Consider the following 15,563-nt stretch of genomic DNA (forward strand, 5'->3'; position numbering starts at 1 on the left):
CCATGGCCGCTTATATCCTCAGACGCCTGCTGCTGATGATCCCCACGCTGATCGGTGTGGTCACATTGACTTTCGTCGTGACGCAGTTCGTACCGGGTGGACCGGTCGAGCAGATCCTGACCCAGATGCGTCATGGCGGGGGCAGGGCAGAGGCGGGCGGGGCCGGCGGGTATCACGGCAGCCAGGGGGTGGACCCGCAGCAGGTCGAGCAGCTCAAGAAGCAGTTCGGCTTCGACAAGCCTCCGCTCGTGCGTTACGCGACCATGCTCAGGAACTACGCGAGCTTCAATCTCGGCCAGTCGTATTACCAGCATCAAAGTGTCTGGGCGGTGATCCGTTCGAAGCTGCCGGTGTCCATCACGCTGGGACTCTGGACCGTGTTGCTGACCTACCTCGTTGCAGTGCCGCTGGGAATTTCAAAGGCCGTGCGAAACGGCTCCCGCTTCGATACCGCCACGAGCATGCTCGTGCTGACCGGTTATGCCATCCCCGGTTTCGTGCTTGGCGTACTGCTGCTGATGTTGTTTGGCGGAGGCACGCTGTGGCAGGTGTTCCCCATGCGCGGTCTTACCTCCGACGACTTCGACCAGCTCAGCATGGCGGGCAAGGTACTCGATTACCTGTGGCACATCGCGTTGCCGGTGACCGCCGCGGTGGTCGGCAACTTCGCGATTATCACGATCCTCACGAAGAACACCTTCCTGGAAGAGATCAGCCGGCAATACGTGCTGACCGCTCGCGCGAAAGGCGCGCCGCAACGTGATGTCTTGTGGAAACACGTGCTGCGCAACGCGATGATTCCGCTGCTGACCGGATTGCCCGCGGCGTTTGTCGGTGCGTTCCTCAATGGCAACCTGTTGATCGAGACATTGTTTTCACTCGATGGCATGGGCCAGCTTTCCTATGACTCGGTGATCCGGCGCGACTATCCCGTCGTGCTCGGTTCGCTCTACCTGTTCACCCTGATTGGTCTTGTGACCAAGCTTATTGCGGACGTCTGTTATGTCCTCGTCGACCCCCGTATCCAGTTCGACCGGCTGGACCGGTGAAAGCGTGAACGTCTCCGCGATCCCGGTCATGGGCGAACCTCCTGTTGCAGCGCCGCCGCCGTCGGACTCACCCGGCCGGCGCATATGGCTGCGTTTCAAAGCGCAGCGGCTGGGCTACTGGAGCACGATGGTGTTCGTCGGGTTGTTTGTCATCAGCCTGCTCGGCGAGGTGCTGGCAAATGACAAGCCGCTGCTGGTCCGCTATGAGGGACATTATTATTTTCCGATCCTGAAGGACTATTCGGAGAAAGTATTCGGCGGCGATTTCCCGGCGCGCACGAACTATCTCGACCCGTATATTCACGACCGGCTCGAATCGAAGGGTAACTTCGCGATCTATCCGCCCAATCATTTTCACTACGACACCGTCGACTATTTCGCGAACACGCCCAATCCCGCGCCGCCCTCGGCCGCCAACTGGATCGGCACGGACCAGTTCGGCCGCGACGTCCTTTCGCGGCTGCTGTACGGTTTCCGGCTCTCCGTGCTCATGGCGCTCGCACTCACGGTCTCGGGCGTCTTGCTGGGCGTCCTGACGGGCGCCGTGCAGGGTTTTTACGGCGGACGCACCGACTTGATCGGCCAGCGCCTGATCGAGATCTGGAGTTCGATGCCGGATCTATACCTGCTGATCATCTTTGCGTCGATCTTCGAGCCGACCTTGTGGCTGCTCTTCATTCTGCTCTCCGCGTTCGGATGGCTCACGCTCTCGGACTACGTGCGCGCCGAGTTCCTGCGCAACCGTTCGCTCGATTACGTTCGCGCGGCTCGCACGATGGGCTTGTCGAACTGGCAGATCATGTGGCGTCACGTGTTGCCCAACAGCCTTACGCCGGTGATCACCTTCCTGCCGTTCCGCATGAGCGCGGCAATCCTCTCGCTGACCAGCCTCGACTTCCTGGGGCTTGGCGTGCCCGCGCCAACACCGAGCCTGGGCGAACTGCTTGCCGAAGGCAAAAACAATCTCGATGCATGGTGGATCTCCGGCGCTGCGTTCGGCGGCCTTGTCGTCACCTTGTTGCTGCTGACCTTCATGGGTGACGCGTTGCGCAACGCGCTCGATACCCGCACGCGCGGCTCTGCATTCGGAGGGGCGCAGAAGTGACCACCCCTCTGTTGCAACTTGACGGTTTATCGATTGGTTTCGGCGACAAGACCGTCGTCCGCGACCTGAATCTGTCGATCGGGCGTGGTGAACGCGTGGCGCTGGTGGGCGAATCGGGATCGGGCAAGAGCGTCACGGCGCTTTCGATCCTGGGTCTTGCGGACAACGCTCGCCAGACGGGGCGCATCCTGCTGGACGGCGACGATCTCCTGCAAAAGAACGAGCAACAGATGCGCGGCATCCGCGGCCGCGACGTCGCCATGGTCTTCCAGGAACCGATGACCGCGCTCAATCCGTTGTTCACCATCGGCAAGCAGATCGCGGAAAGCCTGCGCCTGCACGAAGGATTGCGGGCTAACGCAGCACGCCAGCGCGGTATTGAGTTATTGCGGCGAACCGGTATCCCCGAACCGGAACGGCGTATCGATAGCTTCCCGCATCAGCTATCGGGCGGACAGCGGCAACGCGCGATGATCGCGATGGCGCTCGCGTGCCGGCCACGCCTCTTGCTCGCCGACGAACCGACCACGGCCCTCGATGTGACCGTGCGCCAGCAAATAGTGGAACTGCTGATCGGCTTGCAGGAACAGGAGGCGGCCGAGCGCGGCATGGCGGTGCTGCTGATCACGCACGACCTGAACCTGGTCAGGCGCTTCGCGCAGCGCGTGGCGGTGATGGAGAAGGGCGTGCTGGTGGAAACCAATTCGACCGCGGAACTGTTCGCGAATCCGCAACATCCTTACACGCGCCGCCTGCTCAACAGCGAGCCCGAACGCGCGATCGATCCGATCGCGACGAACGCGGGGAGCTTGCTCGAAGTGCAGGGGTTGTCGGTGGACTACCGGACGTCGGTGAAAGGCTGGCGGTCCGCGTTTTCGAAGTCTTCGTTCCGCGCTTTGGAGGACATAGGCATCACGTTGAGACGCGGCGAAACGCTCGGCATAGTGGGCGAATCCGGATCGGGAAAGTCCACGCTTGCCAGCGCCATCCTGGGACTGCAGCGGACGACGGAAGGATTGATCCAGATCGACGGGCAGTCCTTGTCCGCGCTCAAGAGCGCGAACTCGCGGCGGATGATGTCGTCGCGGCTGCAAGTAGTATTTCAGGATCCCTACGGATCGCTGTCGCCGCGCATGACGATCGAGCAAATTGTGGGCGAGGGGATTGCCTTGCATCGGCCGGAAGTGGATGCGGCGGCGCGTCGTCAGCGCGTGGTGGCGTTGCTCGACGAAGTGGGCATGCCGGCCGATGTCCTGCCGCGCTATCCGCACGAATTTTCTGGTGGCCAGCGCCAGCGTATAGCTATTGCCCGGGCGCTCGCGGTCGAGCCGGAATTGCTTGTGCTCGATGAACCTACGAGCGCGCTGGATGTATCGATACAGCAGCAGGTGCTCAACCTGCTCACGCGGTTGCAGAAAAAATACCACCTGACTTACCTGTTCATCACGCATGACCTTGCCGTGATGCGTGCGATGGCGCATAGGGTGGCGGTCATGAAGGCAGGGCGGATAGTGGAGACGGGTGACACGATGGCCGTTTTGCAAGCGCCCGCGCATCCCTATACACAGGCGTTGCTTGCGGCTTCGATCGTAGCGGGCGCCGCGGCAAAGGCGGCTTGACTGTGTCCCTGAATTCTTGGCTCAGGCTACGGGCTGGCCGCTCTTTTCATTGAGGCGACCTGCTGCGGACAGCGTGTTGAATGGACCCGGCTCCGGCGAATCCTGCACGGGGCAATGACAGACCGCAGCAGGCAGTCGCGGTGGATGAGGCGAGAAGATCCAACCCTGCTTTGGTGAGCCAACATCAAGCGGCAAGACCTACCGTGGTTTTGGAATAGCAGTAAGCTTGACCGTCTTTTTGGGGTTCCGCATGGATTCATGCGCATCGGCACAGCTGAAACGCGCGGCCGCCCTGGACGAAAATCAATAAAACTCAAATCAGATTCGACCTGAGCTGGTTGTCACGTCCAGCTATCAACGCGACTGAAGGCGCTTGCCGCCCGCAGAATCGTGCATGCGAAAGCAATGACCGCAAGCGCATCGACCCGGCCCGGGTTGTGCTGCATTCGCGTATCGCGAGTAAGCTTTAGCGGGATTTACGCGGGGGGGGCTCCCGGAGCTTCCGGCGATTGCATCCTCACGCTTCGGTCCGAACGGCCCCCTCATTCCGATGCACCACTACAACCGACTTTCCGATCTATGAACAGGAGCTTTCCATGATGAATCGAGACAACCCCGTGTGGCTCATCACCGGCTGCTCGACCGGCTTCGGCCGCGAGCTGGCCAAACTTGTGCTGGAGCGCGGATGGCGCGCCGTGGTGACCGCACGGGACCCGTCGAAGCTCGCGGATCTGGCCGAAGGCTACGGCGAGCGCGCACTTGTGCTTCAACTCGACGTGACCGAGCGCAAGCAGATCGCCGATGTTGTCGCGAAGTCGCAGAAGCATTTCGGCCGTATCGATGCGCTCGTGAACAACGCAGGTTATGGTTATCTGGCGGCGATTGAAGAAGGCGAAGACGACGCCGTACGCGCCATGTTCGAGACCAACGTATTCGGGCTGGTCGACATGACGAAGGCCGTGCTGCCCATCATGCGTGCGCAAAAAAACGGCCTCATTGTCAATATTTCATCGATAGGCGGGATCACGAGCTTCGCGGCCACGGGCTACTACCACGGCACCAAATACGCGGTGGAAGGGATCTCGGAGTCGCTGGCGATCGAAGTGAAACCGCTGGGCATCGACGTGCTCGTGGTCGAGCCCGGACCGTTCCGGACCAACTGGGCCGGGCCGTCGATCAAGCAGTCGGCTACGCGCATTGATGACTATGCGGGGACAGCAGGCGAGCGCCGCAAGCAGACCGAAGCGCGCAGCGGCAATCAGGCGGGCGATCCGGTGCGCGCGGCGCAGGCGATCATCGACGCGGCACTCTCCGATACCCCGCCGTTGCGCCTGTTGCTTGGCAAAGCCGCGCTCGAACTGGCGCGCAAGAAAGTCACTTCGCTGACCAATGACTTCGATGCGTGGGAGAAGACGACCATTGGCGCCGATTTTCCGGAAGGCGCGAGCTAAGCCGCAACTTCGCGTGGCGCATGAGGCGCACGAGGCACTTCCGCGAACATTTTGCATAAGGCAAACTTATGGACATCGACGGAAAACGCTGCAGCTTCGCACGGTCCCTGTCAGCACGGGCATGCTGGGAACCTTGTTAAGGCGGCGCCGCGCCAAACCGGAACGCCCATGAGACGATCGCGTCACCCCATCGACCTGCGCGCGCTGCAGGCGTTCGTTGCCGTCTGCGATACAGGCTCGATGACTGCCGCTGCCAAGCAGCTCGGCGTGAGCCAGAGCGCGATCAGCCAGGCTGTATCCGCGCTCGAACGCGAGCAGGGTACAAGCCTGTTCGATCGGGACAGCCGTCCGCCGCGAGCCAACAGCGCGGGGCGCGCCTTGCTCGAACTCGCCTCGCCCTTGCTCGATCATGCGCAACGCGTGAGTGCCCGCATCGACGAGGTATCCGGTGCAGGCAACGCGTCGGTTCGGCTGGGGTGCGTCGACTCGTTCGCGGCCACGATCGGTCCCGAACTGATTCGCGCGCTCTCGGGTTCGTCGCGGCAGATTGCGTTGTGGTCGGGTTTGACGCCGGGGCTGACCAAGCAGTTGCACGATCGTGAGATCGATCTGGCCGTCTGCACCCAGACTGTCATTTCGGACCCGCGTATCGTGGAGATTCCCTTGTTCTCCGAGGCATTCGTGGCGGTTGCATCGCGGCGCTTCCTCGCGTCGCGGCCCGCGGCGGACTGGCGTATGCTCGCCAGCAATCTTCCCTTGATTCGATATACGGGACGCTCGGTGATTGGCCAGCAGGTCGAGCGTTTTGCGCGGCACCTCGGTATCGACAGTCCGCGGCGTTATGAATTCGACGCCACCGATCCCCTGCTTAGCCTTGTTGCCGCGGGTCTTGGTTTCGCCATCTCCACGCCGCTTTGCTTGTGGCAGGCGCGCCATTATCTGGAGGACATCGAGGTGTTGCCGCTGCCGCCAGGCGGCCTTGCGCGCCGCGATTTTTTCCTGCTGCATCGTGAGAGCGAATGGGATGGTTTTGCGGCCGAACTGATCTCCCTGACGCGTGGTGTGCTCGACCAGCGCATTCGCCCGGCGCTTCAGCAAGCGCTGCCCAACCTGCCCGACGATGCGATCCGATAATGCTTATCGACTTGTCCATTGACCTCTTTCTCTACCCCTTTTCATACGCTCACTTCGCCCGGAATCCATCATGACCGATCTCTACACCTTGCATCGCGGCGACGCGCCACTGCTTATTTCAATCCCGCACGTCGGCACTGAAATTCCCGAGAGCCTGCGGCCGTTGTACACGGACATAGCGCTGAGCGTGGCGGACACCGACTGGCATCTCGACCGCCTGTATGACTTCGCCCGCGAGATGGGCGCAACCATTCTGGGCGCTCGCATCTCACGTTATGTGATCGACCTGAACCGTCCATCAAACGATGAAAGCCTCTATCCGGGCCAGACGACAACGGGCCTGTGCCCGGGCGAAACCTTCCGTGGCATGCCGCTGTATCGCGATGGCGCGGGGCCCGACGCTGCCGAGAAAGCGCGCCGCGTAGTGACTTACTGGCAGCCGTATCACGACGTGCTTGAGGCAGAACTCGCACGGTTGCGGGCAGCGCATCCGAACGTGTTGTTGTGGGAAGCGCATTCGATTGCAAGCGTGTTGCCGCGTCTGTTCGAGGGCAAGCTTCCTGATCTGAATATCGGTACGCAGGACGGGCGCACGGCGGCGCCGGGCGCGTTGCAAGCGGTCACCGATGCCGCTGCGCAGAGCTCGTACACATGGATCGCCAACGGCCGTTTCAAGGGCGGCTACAACACGCGCCACTATGGAACGCCTGAGACCGGCGTTCACGCGATACAACTGGAAATGTGCCAGTCGACCTACATGGATGAGACGGAACCGTTCGACTACGCGCCCGAAGCAGCCGGTCAGGTTCAGGTGGTGGTGAAGAACATGGTGGGCGTCGCGCTGGATGTGATCCGGGGACTGTAATCGCTGTTGCTTGAACGTGTGCGTGCAGGACGGCTGCCGCTGCCGGGCACCCAAGCACGATATTCAGCGATCTCTTAATATGGCCAATGCATCAACGAAGCCGCCTGCCCGGGAGCGGCTCATTGGCTTTCACTGGAAAGGAGTGGACATGGAATATCGCTTATTGGGCGAGACAGGTTTCAAGGTGCCCGTGCTGAGTCTGGGCACCGCTACGTTCGGCGGCAGCAATGAGTTCTTCAAGGCATGGGGCAGCACCGATGCCGACGGCGCGCGCAGCCTGGTCGACATTGCGCTGGAGGCGGGTGTCTCCATGTTCGACAGCGCCGACATCTATTCCGATGGCATGGCGGAGGAGATACTCGGCAAGGCCATCGCCGGACGCCGCTCGAAGGTGATCGTATCGACGAAAGGAACGTTTCAGTTCGGCTCGGACGTGAACAGCGTGGGCTCGAGCCGGCATCACTTGACGGAAGCCATCAATGGCAGCCTGAAGCGCCTGAACACCGACTACATCGACATCTACCAACTGCATGGTTTCGACGCACTGACACGCGTGGAAGAAACCCTGCGCACGCTCGACGATTTCGTGCGCGCGGGCAAGATCCGCGTGATCGGCTGCTCGAATTTTTCCGGCTGGCACTTGATGAAATCGCTGGCGGTATCCGACCGCGAAGGCCTCGCGCGGCATTCGGTGCATCAGGCGTATTACTCGCTGACCGGCCGTGATTTCGAGCATGAACTCATGCCGCTGGGACTGGACCAGAAGGTCTCGACCATTGTGTGGAGTCCCCTGGGATGGGGGCGCCTGACAGGCAAGATCCGTCGCGGCAGCCCGTTGCCGGAGAACAGCCGTTTGCACAAGACGGCGGACATGGGACCGCCGGTTGCCGACGAATATGTCTACGACATTGTGGACGCGCTGGATGTGGTGGCTAAGGAAACGGGAAAAAGCGTACCGCAGATTGCGTTGAACTGGCTGCTGCAGCGGCCGACGGTCGCGAACGTGATTGTGGGCGCTCGCGACGAGAAGCAGTTCCGCGAGAACCTGGGCAGTGTAGGGTGGTCGTTGAGTGCGCAGCAGATTGCGGCGCTGGATAAAGCGAGCACGTTGCCGCTGCCGTATCCGTACTGGCATCAACGCGGGTTCGCGGATCGCAATCCGTCGCCGGTGTAGGGAGGGGGAGAGGGCAAGGGATGCTATTGCATTTTCAGCATCACCTGTCCTCTACCGTATCCCCACGCTCCGCAATGATCCGTCCCAGCTCGCGCGTTGAAGGCACGCGGCGCATTGGGTTCGTGGACCCCAGTTCATCGTCGGCCAGGTTTTCAATCAGCGCCAGCAACACCTTGCGCGCGGTCTTGATGTCGTGCTCGCTTAAGCCCACCGCGCCGACCTCGTTGACTTCCTCGGCGAGCGGCACGAGCTTCTCTTTCAGCGCCCGGCCCTCGGCGGTCAGGAACACGTGCACGTTTTTCTTGTTGTCCGGCATCTGCTGGCGCTCGACATAACCCAGCGCCTCCATGGCCTTGACCGCGGCAAAGGTTGTTGGCTCCATCACCCCCGCCTGCGTGCTCAACTCGCGCTGCGTCAAGCCATCCGTCTCCCACAGGATCCGCAGGAAGGTCCAGTGCCCGTACGACACGGTGTGCTCGGCAAGCCGCATCTGCAGCGCGCGCACCAGCGAACGCGCGGCGTCCTTCACGAGATGGGCCAGCCGGTCGTTGGGTACCGCGTCGTGCCAGTGACGCAGGATTGCAGCGGTTTCGCGAGGCGCGCTGTCCGCAGGTTTCTTTCTTGTCATGACCGTGTTTCCCAAAGCTCGAAGCTCGAAGCTCGAAGCGTTTCCCAGGCCAACATGATAGCCGGTCGGAACGGACCTGAAGAACGGCGCCGGGTTATGCGGACGTGCAAGCTTGCAGGTATAAACTCCAGGCGAGAATTGTCGTTATAGACTGTACGCACTGCTCCCAGTCACCGTCGACAGAACTGGATATGCTGGCTCCCACTAAATTTGACGACGACAGCAACCCGGTTGATCCCTTACGTTCGGTCGACGGGGACACTATCCCGGACGAACGATTCGACGGGCTGACTCGTCTCGCCAGACGCCACTTCGGCGTGAGCGTCGCGCTCATCGTGCGGGTCGACGGGCAGCGTAGGCGGATCTGCTCATGCGACGGTCTCGCGGCTGACCGCGCCTTCGTGCCCAATGTGCCCGCCCCCGGCGAGCTTTCATTTTGCGGGCAAGCATCAAATGACGACGATCTTTTCGTCGTGCCGGACACCCTTGCCGACAAACGCTTTCATGACCATCCGCTTGTCGTGAGCACGCCCTGCATGCGTTTTTATGCCGAATGCCCGCTGCGGGATTCGAACGGGGAAACGCTGGGCGCCTTTTGTCTGCTTGATACCTCGCCCCGCGACCTGGACCACGCACAACGTGAATCCCTGCGGGATTTTGCCCGCCTCGCCACGGCGATCCTGGAACGCGATCGCACTGCCGCCGAACTGAAAGAAGATCAGGACGCGTTGCGTGCGCGCGAGAAACGCATGGCGCTTGCCATTGCAGGCAGCGGCACAGGCATCTGGGATCGCAATATCTTGACCAACGAGATCCACTATTCCGCGGGATGGAAAGCCATCCTGGGTTATGCGGATTGGGAACTGAGCAACCAGATCAACGACAGCTACCAACGCGTCCATCCCGACGATCTCGCTTACGTTCAGGCGACCATCCAGGCACATTTCGATCAGAAGACGCAAAGTTATGAAGTCGAACATCGCATACGGTGCAAGGACGGCAGCTACAAATGGATCTCCAGCCGCGGCAAGGTCGTCAGCCGTGACAGCACGGGCCAGCCGCTGCGCATGATTGGCACCACTACCGATATCACGGCCATGCGCGCGATGTCGGAACGCCTGCAGGAGAACGTCGATCTGATCACCAGCCTGACCAATGAAGTGCCGGGTCTCGTCTTTCAATATCGCTTGCTGCCAGGCGGCGAATCGTTGTTCTCGTACGCAAGCGCGGGCATTGAAGATATCTACGAGATCACGCCGCAGCAGGTGGCCGCGAGCGCGGCGGTTGTCGACTCGCTCGTGGACCCGGATGATCTCGCCGCTTACCGCGCTTCCCTCGAGTTTTCCGCAGCCAACCTGACGCCGTGGCACCTTGAATACCGTGTCGAATTGCCGAGACAGGGCCTGCGCTGGCGGCAAGGCGACGCGCAGCCCCGGCGGCTGGAGGACGGCGGCACGCTCTGGCATGGCTTCATTACCGACGTGACGGAACGCAAGCGCATAGAGGCTGAACTGAAGGAGTTCGCGACCATCGACTCCCTGACGCAGTTGCCCAATCGCCGCCATTTCATGATTCAGATCGAGGCGGAACTGACGCGGATCCAGCGCGCGAAAGCCGGTATCGCCGCCATCCTCATGTGCGATCTGGACCACTTCAAATTGATCAACGACACGTGGGGCCATGCGGTCGGCGATCGGACGCTCAGGCACTTCGCGTCTATCCTTCGGGCTGAGCTGGGCACCCAGGGCATGGCGGGCCGTGTTGGCGGCGAAGAGTTTGCGGTGGTGTTGCCGCATGCCGATCTGATCGAAGCAAGGGCCTTCGCGGAACGCGTGCAGCAACGGATTGTTGACGCTCCGCTGATGGAAGCTGAATGGCGAATTGCGCTGACGGTCAGCATTGGCATTGCCGTCATGAACGCCGCCGATGCCAGTCCGGACGCGCCGCTTTCCCGCAGCGACGCCGCGCTATATCGGGCGAAGGAGCGGGGGCGCAATCGTATCGAGTGTCATTGACCAGGTGTCGCGCTAGTCACTGGCGCTCACAGCGGTCCCGGGCAGCATCCGTGCAAACGACACAGCCATGGACGCCAGCTCCTGCGCCACCGGCGTCAACGGCACTCCTGCGCGGCGCAGCAGGCACACGCGCGTACTCAACGCCTGCTCTTTGATCGGGACGATCGCCACATGGTCCCTGAAGAACGGATGTGCCGCGAGACGCACGGGTTCGAGCGACAGGTAATCGCTGTTCGCCACGCAATGCAGCGTATCGAATACCGCTTCGGTCGTGGCCGCGATACGAGGCGGTTCAAGCCCCGCGTCCTCGAACAGAGTGGACAAGCGGTTCGCGACATCGCCTGCATGGCGCGGCCGCGTGCTGACCCACTCGCAGTCCTGCAGCGCCCGCAGCGACCGCGCACGGCCTAGCGGATGACCACGCCGTGCGATGACGGTGACGGGCGATTCAAACAGTGTGGTCGCGTCGAGATCGTGGATGTCCGCTTCGTTCGATACCAGCGCCAACGCAAAGTCCAGGCTGCCGTCGCGTACCCAGGCCGTGAGCACCCTTGATGTGGCGCTGGTCAGGTGAACGTCGATACGAGGACAGCGCTCGCGAAAACTCGCGAGCAGCGCGGGAAATAATCGCATCATGGCCTCAGCCGCGGCGCCGAGCGAGACCTGGCCGGTCAACTCACCGCGCAACTGGCGCATTTCGTTTTCGGTTCGAACGCACTCGCCAAGGATCACGTCGGCGCGAATCCGCAAGCGCTCGCCAACCGAGGTCAGGCGCGCGCCGCGATGCCCGCGTTCGAACAAGGGGCCGCCCGCGCTGGTCTCGAGTTTCCTCAACTGTTGCGTCACGCCGCTTTGCGCAATGCCGAGGCTGCGCGCCGCCGCCCTGAGGCTGCCGGCTTCAGCCACAGCCACGAACACGCGAAGTTGCGTCAACGTCAAGTCCACAATTTCCGCCCGGGTGATAGGTGAGGGTGATAGGTAAAAGTGATCATGATAAGTAAATCGGCCCTGTTTGGTGGCATTTTGCACTCGTACCATGCAGGCGTGTCATCCCCATCACCGTCTTGACCACCGAATCTCGACCTCTGAGTAAGCGCCGATGAAAACCCTCTCTGCATTGCTGGCCGCCGCTGTGATTGCGGCCGTGACCGTCTCCACGCCTGCCTTCGCGAAAGACGCGACCGTATTGCGCCTCGGCATTGATCCGACGTATCCGCCAATGGACGTGAAAATGCCGGACGGCACCGTGACCGGTTTCGACGTCGATCTCGCCAACGAGATCTGCCGCCGCATCGCGATGCATTGCCAATGGGTCGAGATGGAGTTTTCCGGCATGATCCCGGCGCTGCAGGCACGCAAGATCGACGCGATCATCTCGTCGATGGCAATCACTGAAAAGCGCATGCAGCAGATCGCGTTCTCGACCAAGCTGTTCCAGTTCAAGTCCCGTTTGATCGCGAAGACCGGCACTCCGCTAACCGTCAGCGCGGACGGCCTGCGCGGCAAGCGCATTGGCGTACAGAGCGGCACGCAGTTCGAAACGTATGCGCAGAAGAACTGGCAGCCGGGTGGCGTGGAAGTGGTCGCGTATCAAAGCCAGGAGGGAGTGTTTGAGGACCTGATGGCCGGCCGGCTGGACGCGGCGCTGCTGGGGTCGGTGGAAGCGGATAACGGCTTCCTGAAGACACCGAGAGGCAAGGGGTTCGGGTTTGTCGGTGGGCCACTCGAGATGGGTGACCACGGCACGGGCATCGGCCTGCGCAAGGACGACGTTGCGCTCAAGGCGAGTATCGATAGCGCGATTGCCGGCATGCGTGCAGACGGCACGTACCAGAAGATCGCCCACAAGTACTTCGACTTCGACGTCTACGGCAACTAACAGGATTCTCAGGAGCATTCGATGCACATCCAAAACACGCCGCTGGTTTCCACGTCCATTGGCACGCGCCGCGAGTTCGTCAGCTTTCATTTTGGCACGCCGGGAAAGGGCGAGAAGGTCTACATACAAGCGTCGCTGCACGCGGACGAAATTCCTGCAATGCTGACCGCGTGGCGCCTGAAGCAACGGCTGATCGAACTGGAAAAGGCGGGACGGATTCGCGGCGAAGTGATCCTGGTGCCGGTCGCAAACCCGATCGGACTCTCGCAGCATGTGCTCGGGCAGTTCCTTGGGCGCTTTGAGTTGAATAGCGGCCACAACTTCAATCGCAGCTTCCCGCTGCCCACCGCCGCTGCTTTGGTCGAACGCATTGGCAATCAGTGGACGCAGGACGCCAATGCCAACACGCGTTTGTTGCGGCGTGCTGTATGCGACATGCTCGCCGAGGTCAAGCCGAAGAACGAGTTCGAGTCCTTGCGCCGCGAGATGCTGATCATGGCAGCCGATGCCGACGTCATCCTCGACCTGCACTGTTCGCTTGAGGCCACCATGCACTTGTACACGAGCCCAGCGAGCTGGCCGGCGGTCGAGCCGCTGGCGCGTTATCTGGGCGCAAGCGGTGTACTGCTCTGTGCAGACTCGGGCGGCCAGTCATTCGACGAGGTTCATACACAACTCTGGAACGACGTTCGCGCGCTTCTGGGCGAGGGCACGCCGCTCGCCGCGCCCAACGTTGCACTGACCGTCGAGCATCGCGGCCAGCGTGACGTGTCTTATGAATTCGCGGAACAGGACGCGGACGCAATTGTCGATTACCTGACGTATCGGGGGGTGATCGAAGGCGAGGCGCGCGAGCTGCCGCCGCTCAACCATCCAGCGACGCCATTAGCGGGCAGCGAGCAGTTCATCGCGCCCGCAAGCGGCGTAGTGGTGTATCGCGCACAAGTTGGGGCACATCTGAAAGCGGGTGACCCGGTCTTCGACATCGTCGATCCGATCACGGATGAAGTGACCACGCTCACGACGAAAAACGACGGCGTCTTCTATATGCGCCGGGCGATCCGTTTTGTTATTGCCGGCGCACCGATGGGACGTGTAACGGGCGCCGTTCCATTCAGGACCGGGGTGTTGATCGGCGCTTGATCAGCGTCACTTGACCTCGCTCGCGCGCCCGCGCGCGGATCCTCGTGAAGCAGAAATCCCCGCTCCTGCTTCGGCGGGCATCCGCATGAACATCGGGTAAGAAGTAATAACGACAAGCGCAGTAACAATAAACGCAGAAGCCAGCTGCCATCGTTCAGCGTGCGTGCCGGGGGCCACGATCATGGTGACTTGAATGGTCCCTGCCGCGACCGTGACACCGACTGCCTTCATCAATTGCTGAGCGGTGCCCTGGAATGAGGTGGCGGCAGCCAGCTTGGGCTTGGGCACATCGGCGAAAGCGAGCGCGCCCATGGTGGCGAAGCTAAGCGAGCGTGATAATCCGCCCACCAGCAGCAACAAGAAGATGGCGCTCGCGGGCCAGTTCTGCGACATGAAAGAGCACACCACGAGCACGGCGGCAAACGAAACGCTGCCGGCGCACAAGACGGTCCGGACGGAAAAACGCCTCAGTGCAAGCGAGGTCATGGGCCGCATGCAAAACGATCCCAGCGCGCTGGCGAACGTGACGAGGCCGCTAGCGGAAGCGCTGTAGCCGAAGCCGGTTTGTAAGGTCAGCGGCACGAGAAATGGCAGCGCGCCCGCACCGGCACGAAACAAGCTCCCCGCAATAGTCGCCGCATGAAAGGTCGGAATCTTGAGCAGCGAGAAATCGACAGCCGGATCATCCACGCGACGGCAGTGCCTGACGGCCATCCAGAACATCAGCACGCCCGCTGCGACACATGCGGGCGACGCAAACGGCGGCAGCACACCGCGTCCCGCGCATTCGATGCCGGTCATGAACAGCGTCAGCGAAGCGCCTATCAACATCATTCCGCGCACGTCGGGCGGCGCATGATGTTCGGGCGGCGCAGCCGGCAGCAAGCGCCACGTCAGCAATAAGCCCACTATGCCGACAGGCACGTTGACCCAGAAGATGCTGCGCCACGAGAGGGTATCGGTGAGAAAACCGCCCAATGGCGGACCCATCAAGGGGCCGATGAGAGCAGGCATGGTGAGCCAGGTCGTGGCCTGCAACAGCTCCTCACGTTTGACGCCGCGAAAAAGGATCAGACGTCCGACAGGCACCATCATGGCCCCGCCGATTCCCTGCACGATGCGCGCGCCAATGAGCTGCGGGAGGTTCGCGGCCGCCGCACAAGCAAGCGAGGCCAGCGTAAAGGTTGCGATTGCCCACATGAAGACGCGCTTTGCACCGAAGCGGTCGGCAACCCATCCGCTAGCAGGGATGAACACCGTCAGCGCAACGAGATAAGCGGTAATGGCGCTACTCAGATGGACCGGGTCGACGCCGAGGTCGCGAGCCATGGCGGGGAGGGCCGTCGCGACGATCGTGCCGTCCATGTTTTGCATAAAAAGCGCACTGGCTACAACAGCGGCGGTGATGCGGAAGTTGGCTGGTTTCACGAGGCGGCGAGCGTATTTCCGGTAGAGCCAACGACGCGCCTGCAAGGCGCCGGGGGTTCGATCGATTGCGTGG

13 protein-coding genes are annotated in these 15,563 nt (G+C 61.7%); 10 read left to right on the forward strand and 3 right to left on the reverse strand.

Going from position 1 to position 15,563, the window contains the following annotated elements:
* Positions 1-2 precede the first annotated feature (2 nt).
* The 7 genes from ACSOSP_RS38405 (at position 3) to ACSOSP_RS38435 (ending at position 8,397) form a co-directional block, all read left to right on the forward strand.
* Positions 3-1,049: a microcin C ABC transporter permease YejB gene (locus tag ACSOSP_RS38405; protein ID WP_455314230.1), complete on the forward strand. Its 1,047-nt coding sequence runs from the start codon at positions 3-5 to the stop codon at positions 1,047-1,049.
* A complete protein-coding gene (locus ACSOSP_RS38410) occupies positions 1,003-2,154 on the forward strand; it encodes an ABC transporter permease (RefSeq protein ID WP_455314231.1) in 1,152 nt (383 codons plus the stop codon). The genes ACSOSP_RS38405 and ACSOSP_RS38410 overlap by 47 nt, the downstream gene beginning before the upstream one ends.
* Positions 2,151-3,773 (forward strand): ABC transporter ATP-binding protein, encoded by a 1,623-nt coding sequence (locus ACSOSP_RS38415; protein WP_455314232.1) that lies wholly within the window; start codon positions 2,151-2,153, stop codon positions 3,771-3,773. Before ACSOSP_RS38410 ends, ACSOSP_RS38415 begins: the two co-directional genes overlap by 4 nt.
* Before the next feature lie 596 nt (positions 3,774-4,369).
* A complete protein-coding gene (locus ACSOSP_RS38420; protein ID WP_455314233.1) occupies positions 4,370-5,224 on the forward strand; it encodes an oxidoreductase in 855 nt (284 codons plus the stop codon).
* A 168-nt stretch (positions 5,225-5,392) separates the two neighbouring features.
* The gene (locus ACSOSP_RS38425) at positions 5,393-6,358 is read left to right on the forward strand and encodes a LysR family transcriptional regulator (RefSeq protein ID WP_455314234.1); all 966 of its coding nucleotides are present in this window, start codon (positions 5,393-5,395) and stop codon (positions 6,356-6,358) included.
* A gap of 70 nt (positions 6,359-6,428) precedes the next feature.
* Positions 6,429-7,223, forward strand: a complete 795-nt coding sequence (gene hutG, locus ACSOSP_RS38430) for an N-formylglutamate deformylase (RefSeq protein WP_455314235.1) — start codon at positions 6,429-6,431, stop codon at positions 7,221-7,223.
* 148 nt (positions 7,224-7,371) lie between these two features.
* Positions 7,372-8,397 carry an aldo/keto reductase gene (locus ACSOSP_RS38435; RefSeq protein ID WP_455314236.1) on the forward strand — a complete coding sequence of 342 codons (1,026 nt, stop codon included), beginning with the start codon at positions 7,372-7,374 and terminating at the stop codon, positions 8,395-8,397.
* Positions 8,398-8,437: 40 nt separating this feature from the next.
* On the opposite strand, the gene ACSOSP_RS38440 is transcribed toward ACSOSP_RS38435, so the two are convergent.
* A complete protein-coding gene (locus ACSOSP_RS38440; RefSeq protein ID WP_031360802.1) occupies positions 8,438-9,025 on the reverse strand; it encodes a MarR family winged helix-turn-helix transcriptional regulator in 588 nt (195 codons plus the stop codon).
* A 191-nt stretch (positions 9,026-9,216) separates the two neighbouring features.
* Between ACSOSP_RS38440 and ACSOSP_RS38445 the strand changes: the two genes are divergently transcribed.
* Complete coding sequence (locus tag ACSOSP_RS38445) at positions 9,217-11,040, forward strand: sensor domain-containing diguanylate cyclase (protein ID WP_455314238.1); 1,824 nt, start codon at positions 9,217-9,219, stop codon at positions 11,038-11,040.
* Positions 11,041-11,052: 12 nt separating this feature from the next.
* Here ACSOSP_RS38445 and ACSOSP_RS38450 read toward each other — a convergent pair whose 3' ends face one another.
* Entirely contained in the window at positions 11,053-11,985 is a 933-nt protein-coding gene (locus ACSOSP_RS38450; RefSeq protein WP_455314239.1) for a LysR substrate-binding domain-containing protein, read from the reverse strand.
* 154 nt (positions 11,986-12,139) lie between these two features.
* Between ACSOSP_RS38450 and ACSOSP_RS38455 the strand changes: the two genes are divergently transcribed.
* Positions 12,140-12,919, forward strand: a complete 780-nt coding sequence (locus ACSOSP_RS38455) for a transporter substrate-binding domain-containing protein (RefSeq protein ID WP_455314240.1) — start codon at positions 12,140-12,142, stop codon at positions 12,917-12,919.
* 21 nt (positions 12,920-12,940) lie between these two features.
* Complete coding sequence (locus ACSOSP_RS38460; protein ID WP_455314241.1) at positions 12,941-14,062, forward strand: succinylglutamate desuccinylase/aspartoacylase family protein; 1,122 nt, start codon at positions 12,941-12,943, stop codon at positions 14,060-14,062.
* 6 nt (positions 14,063-14,068) lie between these two features.
* Here the strand turns inward: ACSOSP_RS38460 and ACSOSP_RS38465 are convergent, their stop codons facing one another.
* Positions 14,069-15,490 carry an MFS transporter gene (locus ACSOSP_RS38465; protein ID WP_455314242.1) on the reverse strand — a complete coding sequence of 474 codons (1,422 nt, stop codon included), beginning with the start codon at positions 15,488-15,490 and terminating at the stop codon, positions 14,069-14,071.
* Positions 15,491-15,563: the final 73 nt, after the last annotated feature.

It is taken from the genome of Caballeronia sp. KNU42 (assembly GCF_053760385.1).

Excerpts from the sequence above, each read along its gene's own strand:
- ACSOSP_RS38405 (WP_455314230.1), top strand. The coding sequence starts at position 3 with ATGGCCGCTTATATCCTCAGACGCCTGCTGCTGATGATCCCCACGCTG.
- ACSOSP_RS38410 (WP_455314231.1), top strand. The coding sequence starts at position 1,003 with ATGTCCTCGTCGACCCCCGTATCCAGTTCGACCGGCTGGACCGGTGAA.
- ACSOSP_RS38420 (WP_455314233.1), top strand. The coding sequence starts at position 4,370 with ATGATGAATCGAGACAACCCCGTGTGGCTCATCACCGGCTGCTCGACC.
- ACSOSP_RS38425 (WP_455314234.1), top strand. The coding sequence starts at position 5,393 with ATGAGACGATCGCGTCACCCCATCGACCTGCGCGCGCTGCAGGCGTTC.
- hutG (WP_455314235.1), top strand. The coding sequence starts at position 6,429 with ATGACCGATCTCTACACCTTGCATCGCGGCGACGCGCCACTGCTTATT.
- ACSOSP_RS38435 (WP_455314236.1), top strand. The coding sequence starts at position 7,372 with ATGGAATATCGCTTATTGGGCGAGACAGGTTTCAAGGTGCCCGTGCTG.
- ACSOSP_RS38440 (WP_031360802.1), bottom strand. The coding sequence starts at position 9,025 with ATGACAAGAAAGAAACCTGCGGACAGCGCGCCTCGCGAAACCGCTGCA.
- ACSOSP_RS38445 (WP_455314238.1), top strand. The coding sequence starts at position 9,217 with ATGCTGGCTCCCACTAAATTTGACGACGACAGCAACCCGGTTGATCCC.
- ACSOSP_RS38455 (WP_455314240.1), top strand. The coding sequence starts at position 12,140 with ATGAAAACCCTCTCTGCATTGCTGGCCGCCGCTGTGATTGCGGCCGTG.
- ACSOSP_RS38460 (WP_455314241.1), top strand. The coding sequence starts at position 12,941 with ATGCACATCCAAAACACGCCGCTGGTTTCCACGTCCATTGGCACGCGC.